This is a genomic window from Thalassobacillus devorans (assembly GCF_900176565.1).
GTDB lineage: Bacteria > Bacillota > Bacilli > Bacillales > Halobacillaceae > Thalassobacillus > Thalassobacillus devorans_A.
On sequence record NZ_FXEH01000005.1, the window covers coordinates 501,490 to 518,565 of the forward strand.

The following is a 17,076-nucleotide window of genomic DNA, read 5'->3' on the forward strand; positions in this document are numbered from 1 at the left end:
GAGGACTTACGATGAAAAAGAGCATATTTTCCAAAACATTTGTCTATACCGTACTCATCACTTATGCTGTCATCACGTTCATCCCATTTTTATGGGCGATTCTTTCCTCCTTCAAGCCATTAGAGGAAATCGTATCAGGAATCACCTTTTTACCTGAAAACTTCACATTAAATAACTACATCCAAATATTTTCAAAAGAGCCGTTATTCTTACGGTGGATGTTCAATAGTGTATTTATAACCACCTGTATGGTCATTTTAAATCTCATTTTTAATTCGATGGCAGGTTATGCATTAGCCCGGATTAAGTTTGCCGGCCGGAACTTCTGGTTTATGTTAATTCTGGTCGTTTTGATGATTCCTTTTCAAGTCACCTTGATTCCAAGCTATCTGATTCTTAAAATGTTTGGCTGGCTGAATACCTATCAAGGGCTGATCATCCCTGGCATGGTCAATGCGACATTCATTTTCATGATGCGTCAGTTCTTCCTCAACTTCCCGAAAGAACTGGAAGAGGCTGCACAAATGGATGGCCTTAGCCGTCTGGGGACGTTCTTCCGAATCGTAATGCCCTTAGCAAAACCAGCCCTGGCTGCTCAGGCTGTCTTCATTTTTATGGCATCGTGGAATGATTTCATGCGACCGCTGATTATCATGTCTGATGAAGCCATGTTCACACTGACATTAGGATTGAACACATTTAAAGGACAGTACATCAGCTTCTGGAACTTAATCATGGCCGCTTCTACCGTCATGACGATACCATCACTGCTTATCTACGCCTTTTTCAACCGTTACTTCATAAAAGGCGTCACCTTCACAGGCGGAAAATAACCAAAAAACCTTACTCACCCCAGGTCCTCCAGATTCTGGAGGACCTGGGGTAGGATAAGATTCACTTTAATTAAAAGCACTAGAATAAGAACGTGTGTTCTGTTATAATGATATACGAACCGTCCATTCAAGTTGACCTCCCAGCTACTTGAGATGGATATCTACTTATTCCCAAAAGGAACATGCAGCTTCCTTTTGGGATTTTTTTAATCCCGTCCAGAGTTATATCAATCATCAATCGCTATTTTATCGCCTGCTCCCCCCTGGCGGAGCTTACCTACATAAATAGAGACGTAAACAATTAGAAGTTTACGTCTCTTATTAGCAGCTACTAATGCTTTATGCATTGATTTAAGATAAGGTTAATCGATCGATTCAATATATGTTTTTAACACATGAACTCCCTGCACGATATCATTCAAAGAAGACCATTCTTCTGGATTATGACTGATTCCGTTTTTACTGTTCACAAACAACATAGCTACAGGAAGATGATGCCCGACAATAAGGGCGTCATGCCCTGCTCCACTTGGAAGCTCCACCGGCTTAATATCGTGCTTTTCCAATGCCTCGCTTAGAAGCTGCTTCCTTTCTTCATCAATAGGAACCGGAGTTACTTCTAGGTTTTGTTTGTGGTTGACGTTTACACCGAAACCATCAGCTATCCGTTCTGCTTCTTGGATGATCCTGCGCGTAAGTTCATTCCTTGTGTCTGCATAGATATCGCGGATATCAACAATCATGGAAACTTTGCCCGGGATCACGTTAGCTCCATTCGGATAGACGTGAAGCTTTCCGACAGTAGCAACAGCGGAGTCACTCACTTGTCCAGGCAAGTGATGGATGGTGCGGACAAAGTCACCTGATGCGACTAAAGCGTCCTGCCTTTCTGTCATTGGCGTGTTCCCTGCGTGACCGGCACTTCCAATGAAATCAACTTCCAGCCAGGCTGGACCTGCAATACCTGATACGATGCCAACGGGCAAGTTTTGTTCTTCTAATTTTGCTCCTTGTTCTATGTGTATTTCTACATAAGTTTTAATACCACTTAAATCCCGGGCTGCTTCAGCGAAGCTTTCCTCCGACAGACCAATATCTTCCATGACTTTTGCGAAAGAATTATCATCCTGATCGGTAAAGCTTTTTTGCACTTCCATATCAACTTCTCCTGCCATGGCCCGGCTTCCGGTCAGCCCGCTATTAAAGCGTGCTCCTTCTTCATCGGAAAAGATGGCGATTTCATAGGAATGGTTCGGCTGGTAACCTATTTCCTTCCATGCTTCTACCACCTCAAGTGCAGAAAGCACCCCGAGCGGGCTATCGAAATGCCCGCCATTCGGGACACTGTCTACATGGCCGCCACTCATAATCGCAGGTTTAGAAGGGTCCTTCCCTTCTAAACGTCCAAACACATTTCCTGCTCCATCTTCCGATATGCTCAGGCCTGCTTCTTCCATCCAGCTTTTCACAAGATCCTTCACTTGTTTTTCTTCCTTAGAAAAACCAATGCGCCTGCTTCCGCCGTCTTCTGTCAGCCCAATTTTCGAAATAGCATGGAACGGCTTGGCTAATCTTTCTCCATTGATGCCGTCATGCGTATGATTTTCATCATAATCCCTGATTAATCTACCATATAAATTCCATTCTTCTTCCATGTTATCACCTTTCTGTCAAATCTTTATAAATATTGCCATCTTTTATGACCATCACGATCCGGTCACTGTCTTCAAGTGCGCGAATTTCTGATAAAGGATCGACGTCGGTCAAAATGATGTCTGCCAGTTTTCCTTCTTCTACTGTTCCAACTTTATCTTCCCATCCCAGGCACTCAGCAGCTGTTTTTGTCGTAGCGACCAATGCTTCCATCGGAGACATACCGATGTCACACATCAGCCCGAGTTCCCTGAGGTTGGTACCATGAGGCATCACCCCGGCGTCTGTTCCCATGGCAATTTTCACTCCTGCCTGATATGCTTTCGCGATACTCTCTTTATGCGCTTCGATGACTTCTTTTGATTTTTCAACGGCATAAGGAGCCATCCGGTCATTTTCTTTGCTGGACTCCAGAACGGACACAGGCGCAAGCAGGGTTGGCACTAGAAATGTCTCGTTTTCCAGCATCAGTTCAATCGCTTCATCATCGATATAGATGCCGTGTTCAATGGAATAGATACCGGCCCGGATTGCATTTTTGATCCCTTCCGCTCCCTGAGCATGAGCCATCACCTTTACCCCTTTACGGAACTGCGCTTCTTCCACCATGACCTCCAGTTCCTCCTGGGAAAATTGCGTGAACTCAGGATGATCCGTCGGACTTGAGACTCCACCTGTCGCATGGACTTTGATGACGTCCGCCCCGGCACGAAGCATTTGACGGACCGTCTTTCTGACTTCTTCTCTTCCGTCACAGATGGCGTACGGCATGCCAGGATAAGTTTGCATCGTCGTATCGAATCCGGAACGGTTCCAGTTGTCACCGTGACCGCCCGTGGTTGTGATGGGGTTGATGCTCACTTGCATGCGCGGCCCTTCTACGACTCCATCTTCCACTGCTTTTTTCATACCTAGATCAGAAAAGCCGGCATCGCGAACCGACGTGATTCCAACATCGAGTGTTCGTTTCATAAAGTGGACACTTTCTTAAAAACGGTAAGAAAACGGTGTAAGAATCGTGTCCTGGATGCTTTTTAATTCCATCGCCATATGAACATGGGTATCAATCAGACCAGGCAAGATATATTTTCCTTCTGCATCGATGATGTTGGCACCCTCCGGCGCTTGGACATCCTCCACTGCTCCCACCTGTTCAATTTTGTTTCCATTAATTAATACCGCCGCTTTTTGTACCGGCTCGTTCCCTTTCCCATTTATCAACGTTCCGTTTGTTATCAATGTGTAAGCCATAGTATCTCTCTCCCTTTTTTATAGTGTTCCGATTAAAATACTTGCGATGACAATCGAGCCTATCGTGACCGAAGTGAACCCGCCGATCAGCATCGGTGCCACGAGTTCATCCATGATCCGTTTTTGCTCCGCTTCATTACGTCCAATACTTCTGCTCACTTCTTCGACAATCAGGTAATCACCAGGAAAACCGTATAGCGCTGTCAAAACGACAGGAATGGATTTCGTCGGTTTCCATTTGAAAATTTTTCCTCCAATGATGGCCCCGATAATCAGACCAGTCGTACCGATGACAATAATGATGATGACAGGCAATAAAGCCGATACGACCTGATTCCAGGTGATGCCTACCAGGGAGTTGATAACGACAATGATTAGTGCCACCATGGCAAGACCTGTACTATTCGATTTATCAAGAGCACGGTCTGGATAAAAGCGAAAAGCAGAGCCCGCTACACCAATGGCCAATGACCAAAGGCTATAGTTGATGCCAGTGACACTGCCAAGCCAGGTTGCCAGAGCACCCCCAATGAATAACAGGAATAGGATGATAAAATGACTTTGCATGAAGCGAGCTGGTATAATCAGCTTTTTATCTGGGTCAGCTGCCATTGGACTGCCCGACTGTTCTGTTGTTGCAGCTGCCTCATCGGCCAGGCTGTCACGAATGCTTAGCGCGTATTTACTTAATAAAATCGAAGTAAGCGGCATGCCGACAAGATTTTGCAAAGCGAAAACCACTACCGGTATGGCAGCAATGGAGGTGTACCCTGCTGCTGTCAAACCCTCTGAAGTCACGATGTAAGCGATGATCCCACCTGTAAGCGGACCAGCACCAGCTACAGCCGTACTATAATCGAAAAACAGGGTAATAATAGAAAGCATCGTCACTACAGAAATAACTAATCCTATAACGGTAATGAGGACTGCCTGGTATTGTTTCTTGATCACCGGTAACGGGATTAATGTACCCAGATGCACAATCAGCACCGGAACAAGTACACTTCCGGCAGCAACGAATGTAGATGCTTCAATGAATGATTCAGGTAAAATCCCTGTCTGAAGCAATACGAAAGTTGTAGCTACGACCACCAATAAGGTAGGTATCTTTGCTCTCGTAGATAACGAAAGTAATTCCCCTAATGCGATGATGGCAACAAGTATCAAAACGATGTAAATGGGTTGCATAACTTCACGTCCTCTTCCAAGTAATAGTCAAAATTATAAGATAATTCTAAATGATAAAAAATATGGGTAACCGACAAATATAATGGTTGATTTTTGTCGGTTACCCACAATCCCGTTCTATTCATCCAAATATTCCAGAATACTTAACCCCAGCTGAAGTTCAAAAGCTTTCTTACCATTTAATTTTTCCACACCTAATTGATCATAAATGGTTTTCAAACGATATTTGATCGTATTGACGTGGACATATAGCTCTTTGGCACTCTGGGTCATACTCTGGTTCGTATCTAAATAAGTTTTCAGGGTTTGCAGCAGTTCTGTTTCGTTTATGTTATCGTACCTTCTAATTTCTCCCAGCACCTCATTGGTATAATCCCGCAATTCTTTTCGGTCCATCTTCAAAAAAAGACGGTAAGGTCCAAGCTGCTGATAGTTCAGCATTTGTTTTTCCTTATACGTGGATTGTAAAAAATCGATGCAGCGCTTGGCATCATGATAGGAAAGGTGCACGTGCTTCAATTTCTCTACCACCTGACCGAATCCCACATTATTAGTGAGCTCCAACTGCTCTTCTCCAAGCTTAATGATGGTTTTAAAAAGTTTTTCAAGCTGTTGATAAACCTGGTTTTCATCTAAGCCTGCCGAGACTGTGAACATCATCGTCACTTCCAGATTTCGATCATACACTAGAGTTTTATAAGGCAAACGGGAAACTTCCCGATAAATGATTCGCATCAATTGCTGTTTCTTATCAGAAATTTTTTCAAAAGCAAGTAATGGATGCTTGATATAGAGCTGGGCTACAACATAATGATGCTGATCCAGCTCCGGGAAATTGATTTTAGCCAGGTTGATCGAAGATAAATCATCATAAGGATCATGAATCAGCCGCTCTAAAATGGAACCTGAATAACTGAAATCCTCTGCAACCAGACGTTCCTGGCGATCAATTTCCATCGCAAACACTGTAACAGCCTGCTCAATTGCGAAACGGTCAAGAGGATCAAGGTTGGTACCCTCCGCCACCAGTATGGTAAGCAAGCCAAACGAACGGACCTCTGTGTGTATCGGAAAATTATAGACGGTATACCCCTTACCTTCGAGGAATATTTGCTGGGAGGTCGGTTCTCCTTGGGATAGAGATGAATCCAGTAATGTAGTGAAACTGGTCCTTAAATTTTTTGCTAAAGAAAAAACACGTGGTTCTGAAACAGCCAGGTTTTCCAATAGCTCATTAAATACCATCACCGGTTTTTCAATCAGGTTGGAAAGGGAGGCAGTGATGTCTTTCAGTCCGCCTTTGGGCAAGGAAACTCTGGAGAGCTCTTCATGAATCCGTTTGGTCCGTTCATTTTGTGAAAACAGGGTAGCATTCTCAATAGCAATGGTCGCCTGACCGGCAAAAGTTTCAAGCAACTCTAAATCGGATTCATCAAAATGTATATCTTCTTCGTAAATATCAACGGTCAACACGCCGATACAATCACCATTTGAAATCAACGGGACACAAATAGCGCTGACAGGGTATTCCATTCTCCCTAACGATCTCGCATATGTCTCCTCTGTTTCTGAAGAAATATTGGACATCCCGTAAGCTGTATCAGCAAGTGAAGAAAAGATTTTACCTTCCTTTGATAAAAATGTCCGTCCGCTCATCCCCTCACCGGGGTGTAGCTGAATTTCTTTCATATATTCCATATCAAAACCGATGGCACTTTTAGCATAAAGCATGTCCGATTGTTCATCATAAAGGAACAATACACTTGCATTAGCCCCGCCAATAACATTAAGTACCTCTCGGATCAACTGCTCCAATACGGCGGAAAGATCACGTGTAGAATTCAACACCCGGACAGAATTGATTAAACTCATCAGCTTCTTTTCACTTTTCATAAGGAATCCTCCTTTCCCTTGTCCAACATTATTACCGGTAAGCATACGCTATCCTGCCTCGTGAGTAAAGTATATTCCAGCAACTTAGAACACCCCGGGTCCTCCATATTTTGGAGGGATCCGGGGTGTTCTTGGTTCTACCCCAGGTCCTCCAGATTCTGGAGGACCTGGGGTAGCTCATTTTATTTTTCGATTTTTGTTTTTCTGCTTTTCCGTACTGCAACGATAAGGATAGTTACCAATACAACAAACGTGACTAACGGTATCCCATAAACAACCGTCAAAAAGCTGAACTGAGTCCTCTCCGGCGGCTCCAAATCCGCGGTAAATTCATCGGAACCATTACGTATTTCCTCTGTCGGCAGGGCATAGACATTGCTGTCCTGACTGCCTACAATCAACGTATCATTCATAATGATCGGACCAGAGGGCGCCAGGGTGCCGCCGAGTTTCTTTCGTCCTATTTCATCCCCTGTTCCGGCATCGAGCGCATGAACGAAGCCTTTGGCGTTGGTAAAGTAGACAACTCCTTCATCCGCTACCGGCGGAGCCTTCATCGTGGTGTTTTGAAAGTCCCAGAGCCGCTCACCTGTCTTTAAATCATAAGCGTAAAACTTCTTCGTGATCGGACTCCCTACATATACCTTACCTTCATATATCATAGGTGCGCCTGATTTATTATTTTTGACCATCTCGCCGTATCCTAGGCTTTCTTTCCACAGGACTTCGCCGGTATCCGTATCCATCGCATAGATGACATGTTCCGGGTGTTCTTTCCGGTCTCCAGTGATAGACTTGCCCATTTCTTTATAAGCTTCAAGCAACCCATACTGTTCATACACTTCTTTAAGCGACAATTGCTTATGCTCTTCCAGCGATGTAGTGACTACAATATCATCCTCAATCGCAGGCGGGACGTCATCCAGACCGGCAAAAGCTTTCGGCATTTCCGTCTGCCATGCCACTTCATCACTGGCTAAATCGATTGAAGCAAAGGTATAAGGCTGGGGATGCCCGCTCCCAACAAATAACTTCCCTTCATAAAAATTAGGAGAAGACATACTGACAACATGGCCCAGGTCTATCTCGTCGACGACATCCCCTGACTCCGCTTCCATTTTATACACCTGCCTGTCACCCGTTGCGGCATAAACAAATCCATCATTATACACAGGAGTCGGCATGACTTCGCCTCCAGTGCTTGTCTGCCACTTTGTTTCACCTGTTTCTGCATCAACTGCCATCACGCCGCTTTCATCTGTACCCCGGAGGCCGTTCCCCTGGAAGAAACGATTGCCATACCCGACATATACCGTGCCATCATGGTAAATCATTTCGGAATGGATCCAGTTTGGCGCCTGGTTTTGCCATAGCTGCTCGCCTGTCTCGATGTCAAAAGCATACATATCTCCAGTATTATGGTTACCAACAAACATCCGGTTCCCAGCCACAACCGGTGTCGAGCGAATTTCATCGCCTGTCTGGAAGGTACTTGCCTCAAGAGCCTCCACTCCTTCCTGTTTATAGACAGGGTTATTACCATCATTCATCCGGTATTCGAGCCACTCCTCCGGCCCAAAAGCCGCTTCTGTCACAGAAGGAGCAATTAATAAGTATAAAATAAACAAAATACCAGTCCATTCACTTTTCTGCCCTTTCACAATAGAACGCTCCCCTCCAAAAAATATCAATTCAATTACCTATTATCATACCCTTGAGACGGTCACGTTAATACAAAACAACCAAGTAACTAAAAATGCATAAAAGTGTCTAGGAATATAGTTATTTTGATTGGTTGGGGTAGTTAGTTTTAGAATTTACAATATATAGTAGAAAGGAATTTCCAAGAATCTTGCCAGATTTTCGTTTCCTATCAAAAACTCTTCTATTACTCTTGCCCAAAGCCAAGTAACTAAATGTCCATCCGCAAACCTCGTAGAGTTTCCACAGTCCCTCATCACGATTATTTCATTGTTGCCAACTCTTTTATCTCAACTCGTTGCATCTTTCAGACCAGCACCTGGAGAGAAGATAAAAGGTTCACATAATAGATTATCAAAAAGGAGGATGCCATTCATATGACACCTGTTAACAGCTGGAAGAAGATGTTGTGGCTTTGTTCGATTGCATTGGTATGTATACCTTTGCTTATTGGGGTAAAACAGGCAAACGCTGAGAGCAGTGATGACCTTAACATCAACCCTACACCTCAAGAAATCAACAACACCGGTAATGCCTTTCCGCTTACCCCTAAAGTTGGAATCGTGATTGGCGAAGAAACGGATAAACATGCAGTCAAGGAAGTAGAAAAAGCGCTTAAGAAAGCGGAGGTTAAAGAGATCATCCGTCTGGAACCTGGTGATAAAGTGAACACACCGGTTACGATCTGGATCGGCGGACCTGAAGAAAACCAGGATTCTGTAGAGGTGTTGGATAATCTCGATGTAGAAGGACCTGCATCCATAACAGATGAAGGTTATGTCCTGGTGGCAAAAGAAACCGATAAGAAACAGATTGTCTTGGCCGGAAAAGGTAAGACGGGTACCTATTATGCTGCATAAACTTTTAAACAGCTCATCCAGGAGAGTAACGGCAGAGATTTGATTCCAGAAATAGAAATACGTGACTGGCCCGAGATGCCAATTCGCGGCTCTATCGAAGGATTTTACGGGCCCCCATGGACTCATGAAGATCGATTAAACCAGATCGAATTTTACGGCGAAAATAAAATGAATCTATATATCTATGCGCCGAAAGATGATCCCTACCACAGGGAAGACTGGCGGGAACCTTATCCGGCACAAGAATTAACAGCACTTAAGGAATTGATCGATAGATCCAAGGAAAACCATGTGAATTTCACATTCTCCCTATCCCCGGGTCAAACGATTTGCTATTCAGGAGATCAAGACTTTGACTTGTTGACTGAAAAAATGGAGGCCGTATGGGACCTGGGCGTTCGCTCCTACGCTATCTTTTTGGATGATATCAGTCAGCAGCTGCATTGTGAACAAGACAAGGAGAACTTCGGTGATGATGCCGACCCGGTTGCAGCAGCACACGCTTACCTGTTGAATCGCTTCAATGAAGAGTTCATTCAAACGCACGAAGGGGCTGAGCGTTTAATTACCGTTCCAACTGAATACTCCGGGAATGGTACCACCTCTTACCGTGAACGATTTGCTGAAACACTTAATGAAGACACGATCGTTATGTGGACAGGTCCTAAAGTTGTCTCCGAAGAAATCACATCGGAAGGAGCCGATAAAGTTTACGATATCTTCCAGCACGACTTACTCTTATGGGACAATTATCCGGTCAATGATTTTGACCGTAATAGTTTATACCTTGGACCACTCGTGAACAGAGATGCCGACCTGACGGAAAACGGGGTAATCGGTTTAACGACAAACCCCATGAACGAAGCAGAAGCATCCAAGATACCGATATATACGATTGCCGATTATAGCTGGAATCCGTCCGATTATAACCCTGAAAATTCCTGGGAACGCAGTATCCAATCCTTTGGCGGAGATGCATCCGAACTTGTTCGGTCATTTGCAGAAAACTCCTATTCTTCGCCGCTTTCTAGCAAAGAATCGCTAACATTGACACCTTTGATAGAGAATTTCTGGGAAGCCTATGTATCAAATGAAGACACGGAACAGGCAGCGGAAGAATTAATCCAAGAGTTTGTACATCTACAGCAAGTGCCAGAGCAATTAAACCAGGAGATGGATAATGAAAAGTTTTTAACAGAAATCGAACCTTACCTTGAAAAACTAGAGTATTATGGCGAAGCTGGTGAAGTTGCCGTTAAGCATCTCATGGCCAAGAAGAACAACCAAGAAGAGAAAACTGAAGAATATAAAGAAAAGCTGATTACTATATTCAACCAGTCTGAGCAAATTCCGCAAAAAATGGGCCAGGGAGTAATCAAACCATTCTTAGTTCAAAGTGTTTTAGGTCTACCTTCGTTACAAGTAACTATCCAACCTTCGATAGATACCTTCTGGGAAGCCTATGAGTCCGATGATGCGACACAAGCAGCCGAAGAATTAATCATGAAATTTGAACATTTACAGCAAATCCCTGACGATGTAAGAAAGCAAGTGGATAACGAAGAATTCCTGAATGCTATCGAGGATTACTTGACGAATCTAAGCGTGTATGGAGAAGCTGGTCAACTGGCTGTTCATTATTTAATGGCACAGAAACATGGCGAATCAGAAGAAGCAAACGAATATGAAGAACAGCTGTATCCACTGATGATGGAAGCCTATCAGATGCCACAAAAAATCGGGCAGCAAGTCATGAAACCTTTCCTGATCGACAGCATGTGGCATGACCTGAATGTCATCGATTATCGTATGTTGGATGGAGTCAATAAAGGCCGAGGAGCAGGAGAATTAATTCAATATACTCCAGAACAAGGGGAACGCACCGGAACAAATCAATGGGGTTATGAGGTAACGGTGGTTGATGGAAAAGTCGTCCGAAGAGGCGGAAACAATTCGATCATCCCTGATAATGGTTATGTGCTTAGTATTCATGCCAATGACTGGCTAAGAGACAATGCCACGATCGGCTCCACCATTCAGATTGAAGATGGTGTAGTTCTAGTTATAGAACCCTAAAAAAATTACATTCAACTGTCCTCCGTCCCATTCACTTGGAGCGGGGGATTTTTTGATCGAGTCCCCCATCGTGCCCTCTAAAAGATTCCGATTAAAAATCGAAATAGACGGTATTTAAAGTTTCAATATTTCAAATAGTCAGATCCCATTGCGGTTCCTATAGAACTTTGGTTTAATAAAATCAATCCTTAATGTCAGCGCTTACATTTAAAAATGAAAGGGGAAAAGCAATGGAAGAAAGGAAGCAATTAAAAAAGACGTTAAAACCACATTGGGTTTGGGCCATAGCCTTTGGCTCTGCTGTAGGCTGGGGTGCTTTTGTTTTACCGGGCGATTGGATGGCTGCTGCAGGACCACTTGGTGTTATTCTCGGTTTTAGTATTGGAGCTTTATTGATGATTATCATCGCGGTCAGCTACGGGCAACTAATTCAAAAATTGCCGGTTTCTGGTGGAGAATTCGCCTATGCATACTTTGGGTTTGGCCGTTATCATGCCTCCTTTTGTGGATGGTTTCTTACCCTCGGGTATATGTGTATTGTTGCATTGAATGCATCAGCGCTTGCTCTCTTAATTAAGTTTGTCCTTCCAGGTGTAGCCATGCAAGGGTTAATGTATAATATCGCTGGCTGGGACGTATATTTCGGAGAAGTGTTAGTCGCCTGTATCGCGCTGATTACATTTGCCTACTTGAACATAAGAGGCACCAGTATCTCCGGCTTTATGCAATTTATCTTCTGCCTGACTTTAATTGCAGGCTTGAGCTTATTAGTCATTGCTATGATTCTTCATCCTTCCAGTTCCTTTTCCAATGTTCAGCCTCTATTCAACCCTGAGATTGGTGCTGTATCAGCCGTTATTGCCATCATAGCCATTTCTCCCTGGGCATATGTCGGATTTGATAATATTCCACAAGCAGCGGAGGAGTTTAACTTTTCTCCTCAGAAAGCGTTCAAGCTGATTGTAATTGCACTTCTCTGCGCTGCAGCAACATATTCATTGACGATTATTGCGACAGCTGTCGCTATGCCTTGGCAATCACTTATTGCTCAGGAGACGGTTTGGGGGACTGGACTTGTGGTAGAAAATGCTTACGGAACCATTGGAGTCCTCCTACTATCGATTTCATTAGCAATGGGGATTTTCACCGGATTAAATGGCTTTTATGTAGCGACAAGCCGATTATTATTCGCGATGGGAAGAGCAGAGATTCTTCCTCGGATATTCGCTAAATTACATCCGAAGTATGAAACCCCTTTTGTAGGTATCATATTCACCTGCTTAATTACTTTATCCGCTCCCTTCTTTGGCCGGCAGGCACTGTTATGGGTAGTAGACATGTCAGCTATCGGCGTAACGATCGCTTATTTTTACTGTTGCGCAGTAGCCTATCGCCTTTTCAGCTGGACAAGTACTGCTGATGCAGACGTAATCGTATCACCTGCCAAAAAAGCTATGACGCTTTTAGGTCTCATAAGCAGTACCGGCTTCTTCCTGTTACTTGTAGTACCAGGTTCTCCTGGGTTTCTAGGCACTCCTTCATGGATTGCACTCTTTATCTGGATTGCTATAGGATTCGTTTTCTTCATGATGAAACGAAAAGATTTTGCGCGTATTCCTAAAGAGAAGCTGGATTATAACATTTTCGGAAAAACGCTGGAAAGTGAAAGTATTTCTTCCAATACAACAAAAAAAGAAGCTTGACTAATGGCCCAAACGGAATACGTTTAATAGAAAGAAGGTGTTTTGCATGAAAATGCAAGACACCTTTTCCTATTTCATTGATTCGCTTATAATGCTTGTTAAGATGGGAGGCGGGGCACTTTGAAAATATTTAGCAAAGACTTGATTTTACTTATTATCGGCTCTTTTATTTTTGCGATTGGTATTAATTATTTTGCCATTCCTAACAAACTATCAGAAGGAGGTATTATAGGGATAACGATCGTTACCTATTACTTGTTTGGCTGGTCTCCTGGAATAACGAACTTTGTCTTAAATACTTCTCTAGTCGCGATAGGGTATAAGTACTTTACAAAACGAATGACCCTTTTAACAATAATCTCTATTATATTCACCTCTGTTTTCCTCCATATCACCACTGGTTGGGGCGATCAGCTAAATGGAGACACTCTATTAGCGGCTTTATTTGCCGGTCTGGCAGTAGGAATGGGAATTGGTTTAATATTTAAAGCTGGGGGAACATCAGGTGGCACCACCATTCTTGCACGCTTACTCAACCAATGGCTGGGGTGGAGTGTCGGTAGCGCCATGCTGATTATTGATATTGCTGTTATCGTCGGTTCTTCCTTTGTTATCGGTAAAGAAAAAGCCATGTATACGCTGATTGCTGTATATGTAGGGGCGAAAGTTATTGATGCTATCGTAGAAGGCACGGAAGAACGCAGCGCAGTCATGATAATCTCAGATAAAAATGAAGAGATCCTTCAGGTAGTCATGGACAAAATGTCCCGAGGCGTCACGGTTCTGGAAGCAAGGGGCGGCTACAGCCAGGCAGATAAGAATGTATTATATATTGTCATTAATAAGAGAGAAATCGTACAACTTAAAAAACTGGTGGAAGATATCGACCCGGATACGTACATTACACTGCATCGCGTTCAGGAAATTTTCAGAAGAGGTTATAAAGGATAATTAAAAACAAATAAATTCGTTAAGGCGGTGTGTTGCCGAGTTAGTCACAATACCCTTGAGTTTGGGAGGTATATGGCAGGGCAAGGACACAATATAGTACCGTTAGGGTTGAATAGCTTCCGGTAAGTCAATAAAGCCCACGGTATTTCTTTTTGAGCTAAAAAAAGCTGGCATATCGCCAGCTTTTTACTTTAATGGTTATTTATTTCCCCAGCTTTCTACATCCAGATGCTTATATTTCTGAAGGTGTCGCGTCGGCATCTTCAGTGCATCTTTACGGAACGGCGGTGCTAATTGCGTGCCATCTACCTGGATATCAATGACGGCCGGCTTTCTGGATTTAATGGCTTCGGCAACTACCGGACCAACGTCCTCCGGCTTGTCGACCCGATAGCCTTGAGCTCCCATGGACCTGGCCACTTCTGCAAAATCCGGTGCATCGATATCGGCACCGACGAAACGGTTATTATAATAATCCACCTGGTTCTTTTTCTCGGCACACCAGGCACCATTATTAAACACACAGGCGACTACTGGAATATTTTGTTCCACTGCCGTGCTTACTTCATGTAAGCTCATACCCCAGGCTCCGTCTCCGATAATCGCAACCGCCGGGCTATCCGGGTCGGCCAGCTGTGCTCCAAGGGCTGCCGGATAAGCAAAGCCGGTATTTCCAAATGTCAGGGCAGCAATGTGTTTGCGCGGCTGATTAAATTTCAAATAGGCATTAGCGGTAGAGGACACATTCCCGATGTCTGTAGAAATCATCGTACCCTCCGGTACTGCCCTGGTTAGCTCTAAAAGTGCCCGGCGAGGGTTGATCGGATTGCCGTCTTCCATAGCAAGGTCTACAAGTTCTTCTTCCCACTTTTCTTTTTCAGTTGCAACCTCGCTCATTCGTTCGCCGTTACGCGTTCTGCCTGGTGTTTCCCGCTTCAGTCGCTCTGCAATTTCTTTACTGGCCGCTTTGGCATCCCCGATGATACCGACTTCCACCGGGTGGGTACGGGCAATGTTTCTAGGATTGATATCGACCTGTATGATTTTTGCCTGCTTAGGAAAATAATCAATATCATAGCATGGCAAGGTTCCAAAAACGGAGAGCCTGGTGCCAACCGCTAACACGACATCCGCTTTTTGCAAAGTACGCATCGCTGCCTTGGACCCCATGTACCCTATCGGACCTACCGCCAACGGATGCTCATCTGGAAAAGCATCATTGTGCATGTAGGAGACAGCTACAGGAGCAGTCAAGTGTTCGGCTATCGCTTTGACATCATCAATGCCATCTGCATCTACCGCTCCTCTCCCGGAAATGATAACCGGATATTCTGCTTCTTTTAATAAATCCACCGCTTTACTGAGCGACGCCGGGTCGCCTGCTCCTCGGGCATCGGTCCGATACTGATGCGGCTCAAGAATTTCGTCTTCCAGCTCCCCGTAAAAGTAATCTCTTGGAATATCAAACAATACTGGCCCTCTTTCAGCATAGGCAATACGGAAGGCTGTACGTAGATTATCCGCTACTCTACTAACATGAGTGACCTGGACGGTCTCTTTCGTAATACTTTCGAATACAGATACTTGATTACATTCCTGGAATCCATCCCACCCGATTGTAGGTGTCCCGGCTGACGGGGAAATGACAACCATCGGCGTATGGGCCTGGTTTGCAGCAGCTACCGAAGTAACCATATTGGTGATACCAGGACCATTCTGCCCCACCACTACCCCTGCAACACCGGATACACGAGTGTAGGCATCGGCCATGTGGGCTGCTGTCTGTTCATGGCGGACAGGAAGGAAGTTGATTCCTGCAGTTGGAAACAAATCCAGCATATCCATAAAGGCAGATCCTAATATTCCATATACCTCTTTTACTCCTTCCGCTACCAGTGTTTCGACAATTGCTTCACTCGGCGTCATTTTCACTTTCTGTCCTTTGGCTTGTTTAGCTTGTGATTCTACTTTTGCCATTTAAAATTCCTCCCAATTCAATTAATTTATGATCATTCTTTTTTGCTGGCTCATCGGATAACTTCCCCGCCAATCCTTCCAATGTGGCAAGGAATACGTCGGTCGTGGCTTTCAAGACAGCTTCCTGATGATAGACAATATAGAAGTTTCTTTTGAAGGTAATTTCTTCGATAGTAATCAACTGCAACAGGCCAAACTGCAACTCCTTCTTAATTGCACTTTTAGATAGTATGGAAAGACCTAGACCCGCTTCCACGGCAGCTATTACAGCTTCGTTACTCCCTAACTCGAACTCTATCTTCAGTTGCTCCGGATTGATGTTGTTGGCTTGCAGATATTCGTTCATGACAGTTCTAGTCCCGGACCCCCTTTCCCTCAATACCAGAGGAAGGGAAGCTATTTCAGAAAGCATGATCCCTTTCGTTTCTTCCGCAAAATAATCAGGTGGAGCGACTAATACTAGCTCATCTTCCATAAAAGGCTGAATATAGAGATTGGGATCTTCCATCGGTGCTTCAATCAAACCGATATCCAATACGTGATCTTTCACTTTTTTGATAATGCTTGCAGAATTGGTGATATTTACACGCATTTGAATAAACGGATAGGCAGCTTTAAATTCCCTGAGGATCGGAGGCAGGATATTTTCCCCGATCGTCAAACTGCAGGCAACTTCTAAATCGCCATGAACCTGTTCTGACATGCTCAGAATTTCCTTTTTAGCCGTATCACTGACTTTGATGATTTCCTTTGCATATCGGTAGAGCACATGAGCCGCTGCTGTAAGCTGTACCTGTTTAGTCGTCCTGTCGAACAAGGATGTGTTCAGGTCTTTTTCTAATGATTTAATCTGGGATGTAATGGTAGGCTGGGATAAATATAGGATTTTTGCCGCTTCAGAAAAGCTCTTCTTTTCAGCTACGGTGATGAAGGTTTGCAGCTTCTCGTAATTCATGATTCATTCCCCTTTCACTAAGGGATAAGGCCAAT

13 protein-coding genes are annotated in these 17,076 nt (G+C 44.1%); 5 read left to right on the forward strand and 8 right to left on the reverse strand.

Annotated elements, in window-relative coordinates:
• Positions 1 to 11: 11 nt before the first annotated feature.
• Positions 12 to 833: a carbohydrate ABC transporter permease gene (locus B9Y67_RS07240; protein ID WP_085506077.1), complete on the forward strand. Its 822-nt coding sequence runs from the start codon at positions 12 to 14 to the stop codon at positions 831 to 833.
• Positions 834 to 1,195: 362 nt separating this feature from the next.
• Here B9Y67_RS07240 and B9Y67_RS07245 read toward each other — a convergent pair whose 3' ends face one another.
• The 6 genes from B9Y67_RS07245 to B9Y67_RS07265 form a co-directional block, all read right to left on the reverse strand.
• Positions 1,196 to 2,488, reverse strand: coding sequence for a M20 family metallo-hydrolase (locus B9Y67_RS07245; RefSeq protein ID WP_085506078.1), 1,293 nt, complete (start codon positions 2,486 to 2,488; stop codon positions 1,196 to 1,198).
• Positions 2,489 to 2,492: 4 nt separating this feature from the next.
• Complete coding sequence (locus B9Y67_RS07250; protein WP_369668745.1) at positions 2,493 to 3,458, reverse strand: metal-dependent hydrolase family protein; 966 nt, start codon at positions 3,456 to 3,458, stop codon at positions 2,493 to 2,495.
• Positions 3,459 to 3,473: 15 nt separating this feature from the next.
• On the reverse strand, positions 3,474 to 3,737 hold the full coding sequence (locus B9Y67_RS21130; RefSeq protein ID WP_369668746.1) for an amidohydrolase family protein: 264 nt from the start codon (positions 3,735 to 3,737) through the stop codon (positions 3,474 to 3,476).
• Between the two features lie 18 nt (positions 3,738 to 3,755).
• Positions 3,756 to 4,925 carry a hypothetical protein gene (locus tag B9Y67_RS07255; RefSeq protein ID WP_085506079.1) on the reverse strand — a complete coding sequence of 390 codons (1,170 nt, stop codon included), beginning with the start codon at positions 4,923 to 4,925 and terminating at the stop codon, positions 3,756 to 3,758.
• A gap of 117 nt (positions 4,926 to 5,042) precedes the next feature.
• Positions 5,043 to 6,818, reverse strand: coding sequence for a helix-turn-helix domain-containing protein (locus B9Y67_RS07260; RefSeq protein WP_176223929.1), 1,776 nt, complete (start codon positions 6,816 to 6,818; stop codon positions 5,043 to 5,045).
• Positions 6,819 to 7,000: 182 nt separating this feature from the next.
• The gene (locus tag B9Y67_RS07265) at positions 7,001 to 8,479 is read right to left on the reverse strand and encodes an outer membrane protein assembly factor BamB family protein (protein ID WP_085506081.1); all 1,479 of its coding nucleotides are present in this window, start codon (positions 8,477 to 8,479) and stop codon (positions 7,001 to 7,003) included.
• A 417-nt stretch (positions 8,480 to 8,896) separates the two neighbouring features.
• Between B9Y67_RS07265 and B9Y67_RS20970 the strand changes: the two genes are divergently transcribed.
• The 4 genes from B9Y67_RS20970 (at position 8,897) to B9Y67_RS07280 (ending at position 14,109) form a co-directional block, all read left to right on the forward strand.
• A complete protein-coding gene (locus B9Y67_RS20970) occupies positions 8,897 to 9,379 on the forward strand; it encodes a glycoside hydrolase family 20 zincin-like fold domain-containing protein (RefSeq protein ID WP_254901738.1) in 483 nt (160 codons plus the stop codon).
• 39 nt (positions 9,380 to 9,418) lie between these two features.
• Positions 9,419 to 11,455 carry a protein O-GlcNAcase gene (locus B9Y67_RS07270; protein WP_254901739.1) on the forward strand — a complete coding sequence of 679 codons (2,037 nt, stop codon included), beginning with the start codon at positions 9,419 to 9,421 and terminating at the stop codon, positions 11,453 to 11,455.
• A gap of 230 nt (positions 11,456 to 11,685) precedes the next feature.
• Positions 11,686 to 13,158 carry an APC family permease gene (locus B9Y67_RS07275; protein ID WP_085506082.1) on the forward strand — a complete coding sequence of 491 codons (1,473 nt, stop codon included), beginning with the start codon at positions 11,686 to 11,688 and terminating at the stop codon, positions 13,156 to 13,158.
• 120 nt (positions 13,159 to 13,278) lie between these two features.
• Positions 13,279 to 14,109 carry a YitT family protein gene (locus tag B9Y67_RS07280; protein ID WP_176223930.1) on the forward strand — a complete coding sequence of 277 codons (831 nt, stop codon included), beginning with the start codon at positions 13,279 to 13,281 and terminating at the stop codon, positions 14,107 to 14,109.
• Positions 14,110 to 14,307: 198 nt separating this feature from the next.
• Here the strand turns inward: B9Y67_RS07280 and xsc are convergent, their stop codons facing one another.
• The gene (gene xsc / locus B9Y67_RS07285) at positions 14,308 to 16,086 is read right to left on the reverse strand and encodes a sulfoacetaldehyde acetyltransferase (protein ID WP_085506083.1); all 1,779 of its coding nucleotides are present in this window, start codon (positions 16,084 to 16,086) and stop codon (positions 14,308 to 14,310) included.
• A complete protein-coding gene (locus tag B9Y67_RS07290) occupies positions 16,061 to 17,041 on the reverse strand; it encodes a selenium metabolism-associated LysR family transcriptional regulator (protein WP_085506084.1) in 981 nt (326 codons plus the stop codon). Before B9Y67_RS07290 ends, xsc begins: the two co-directional genes overlap by 26 nt.
• Positions 17,042 to 17,076 lie beyond the last annotated feature (35 nt).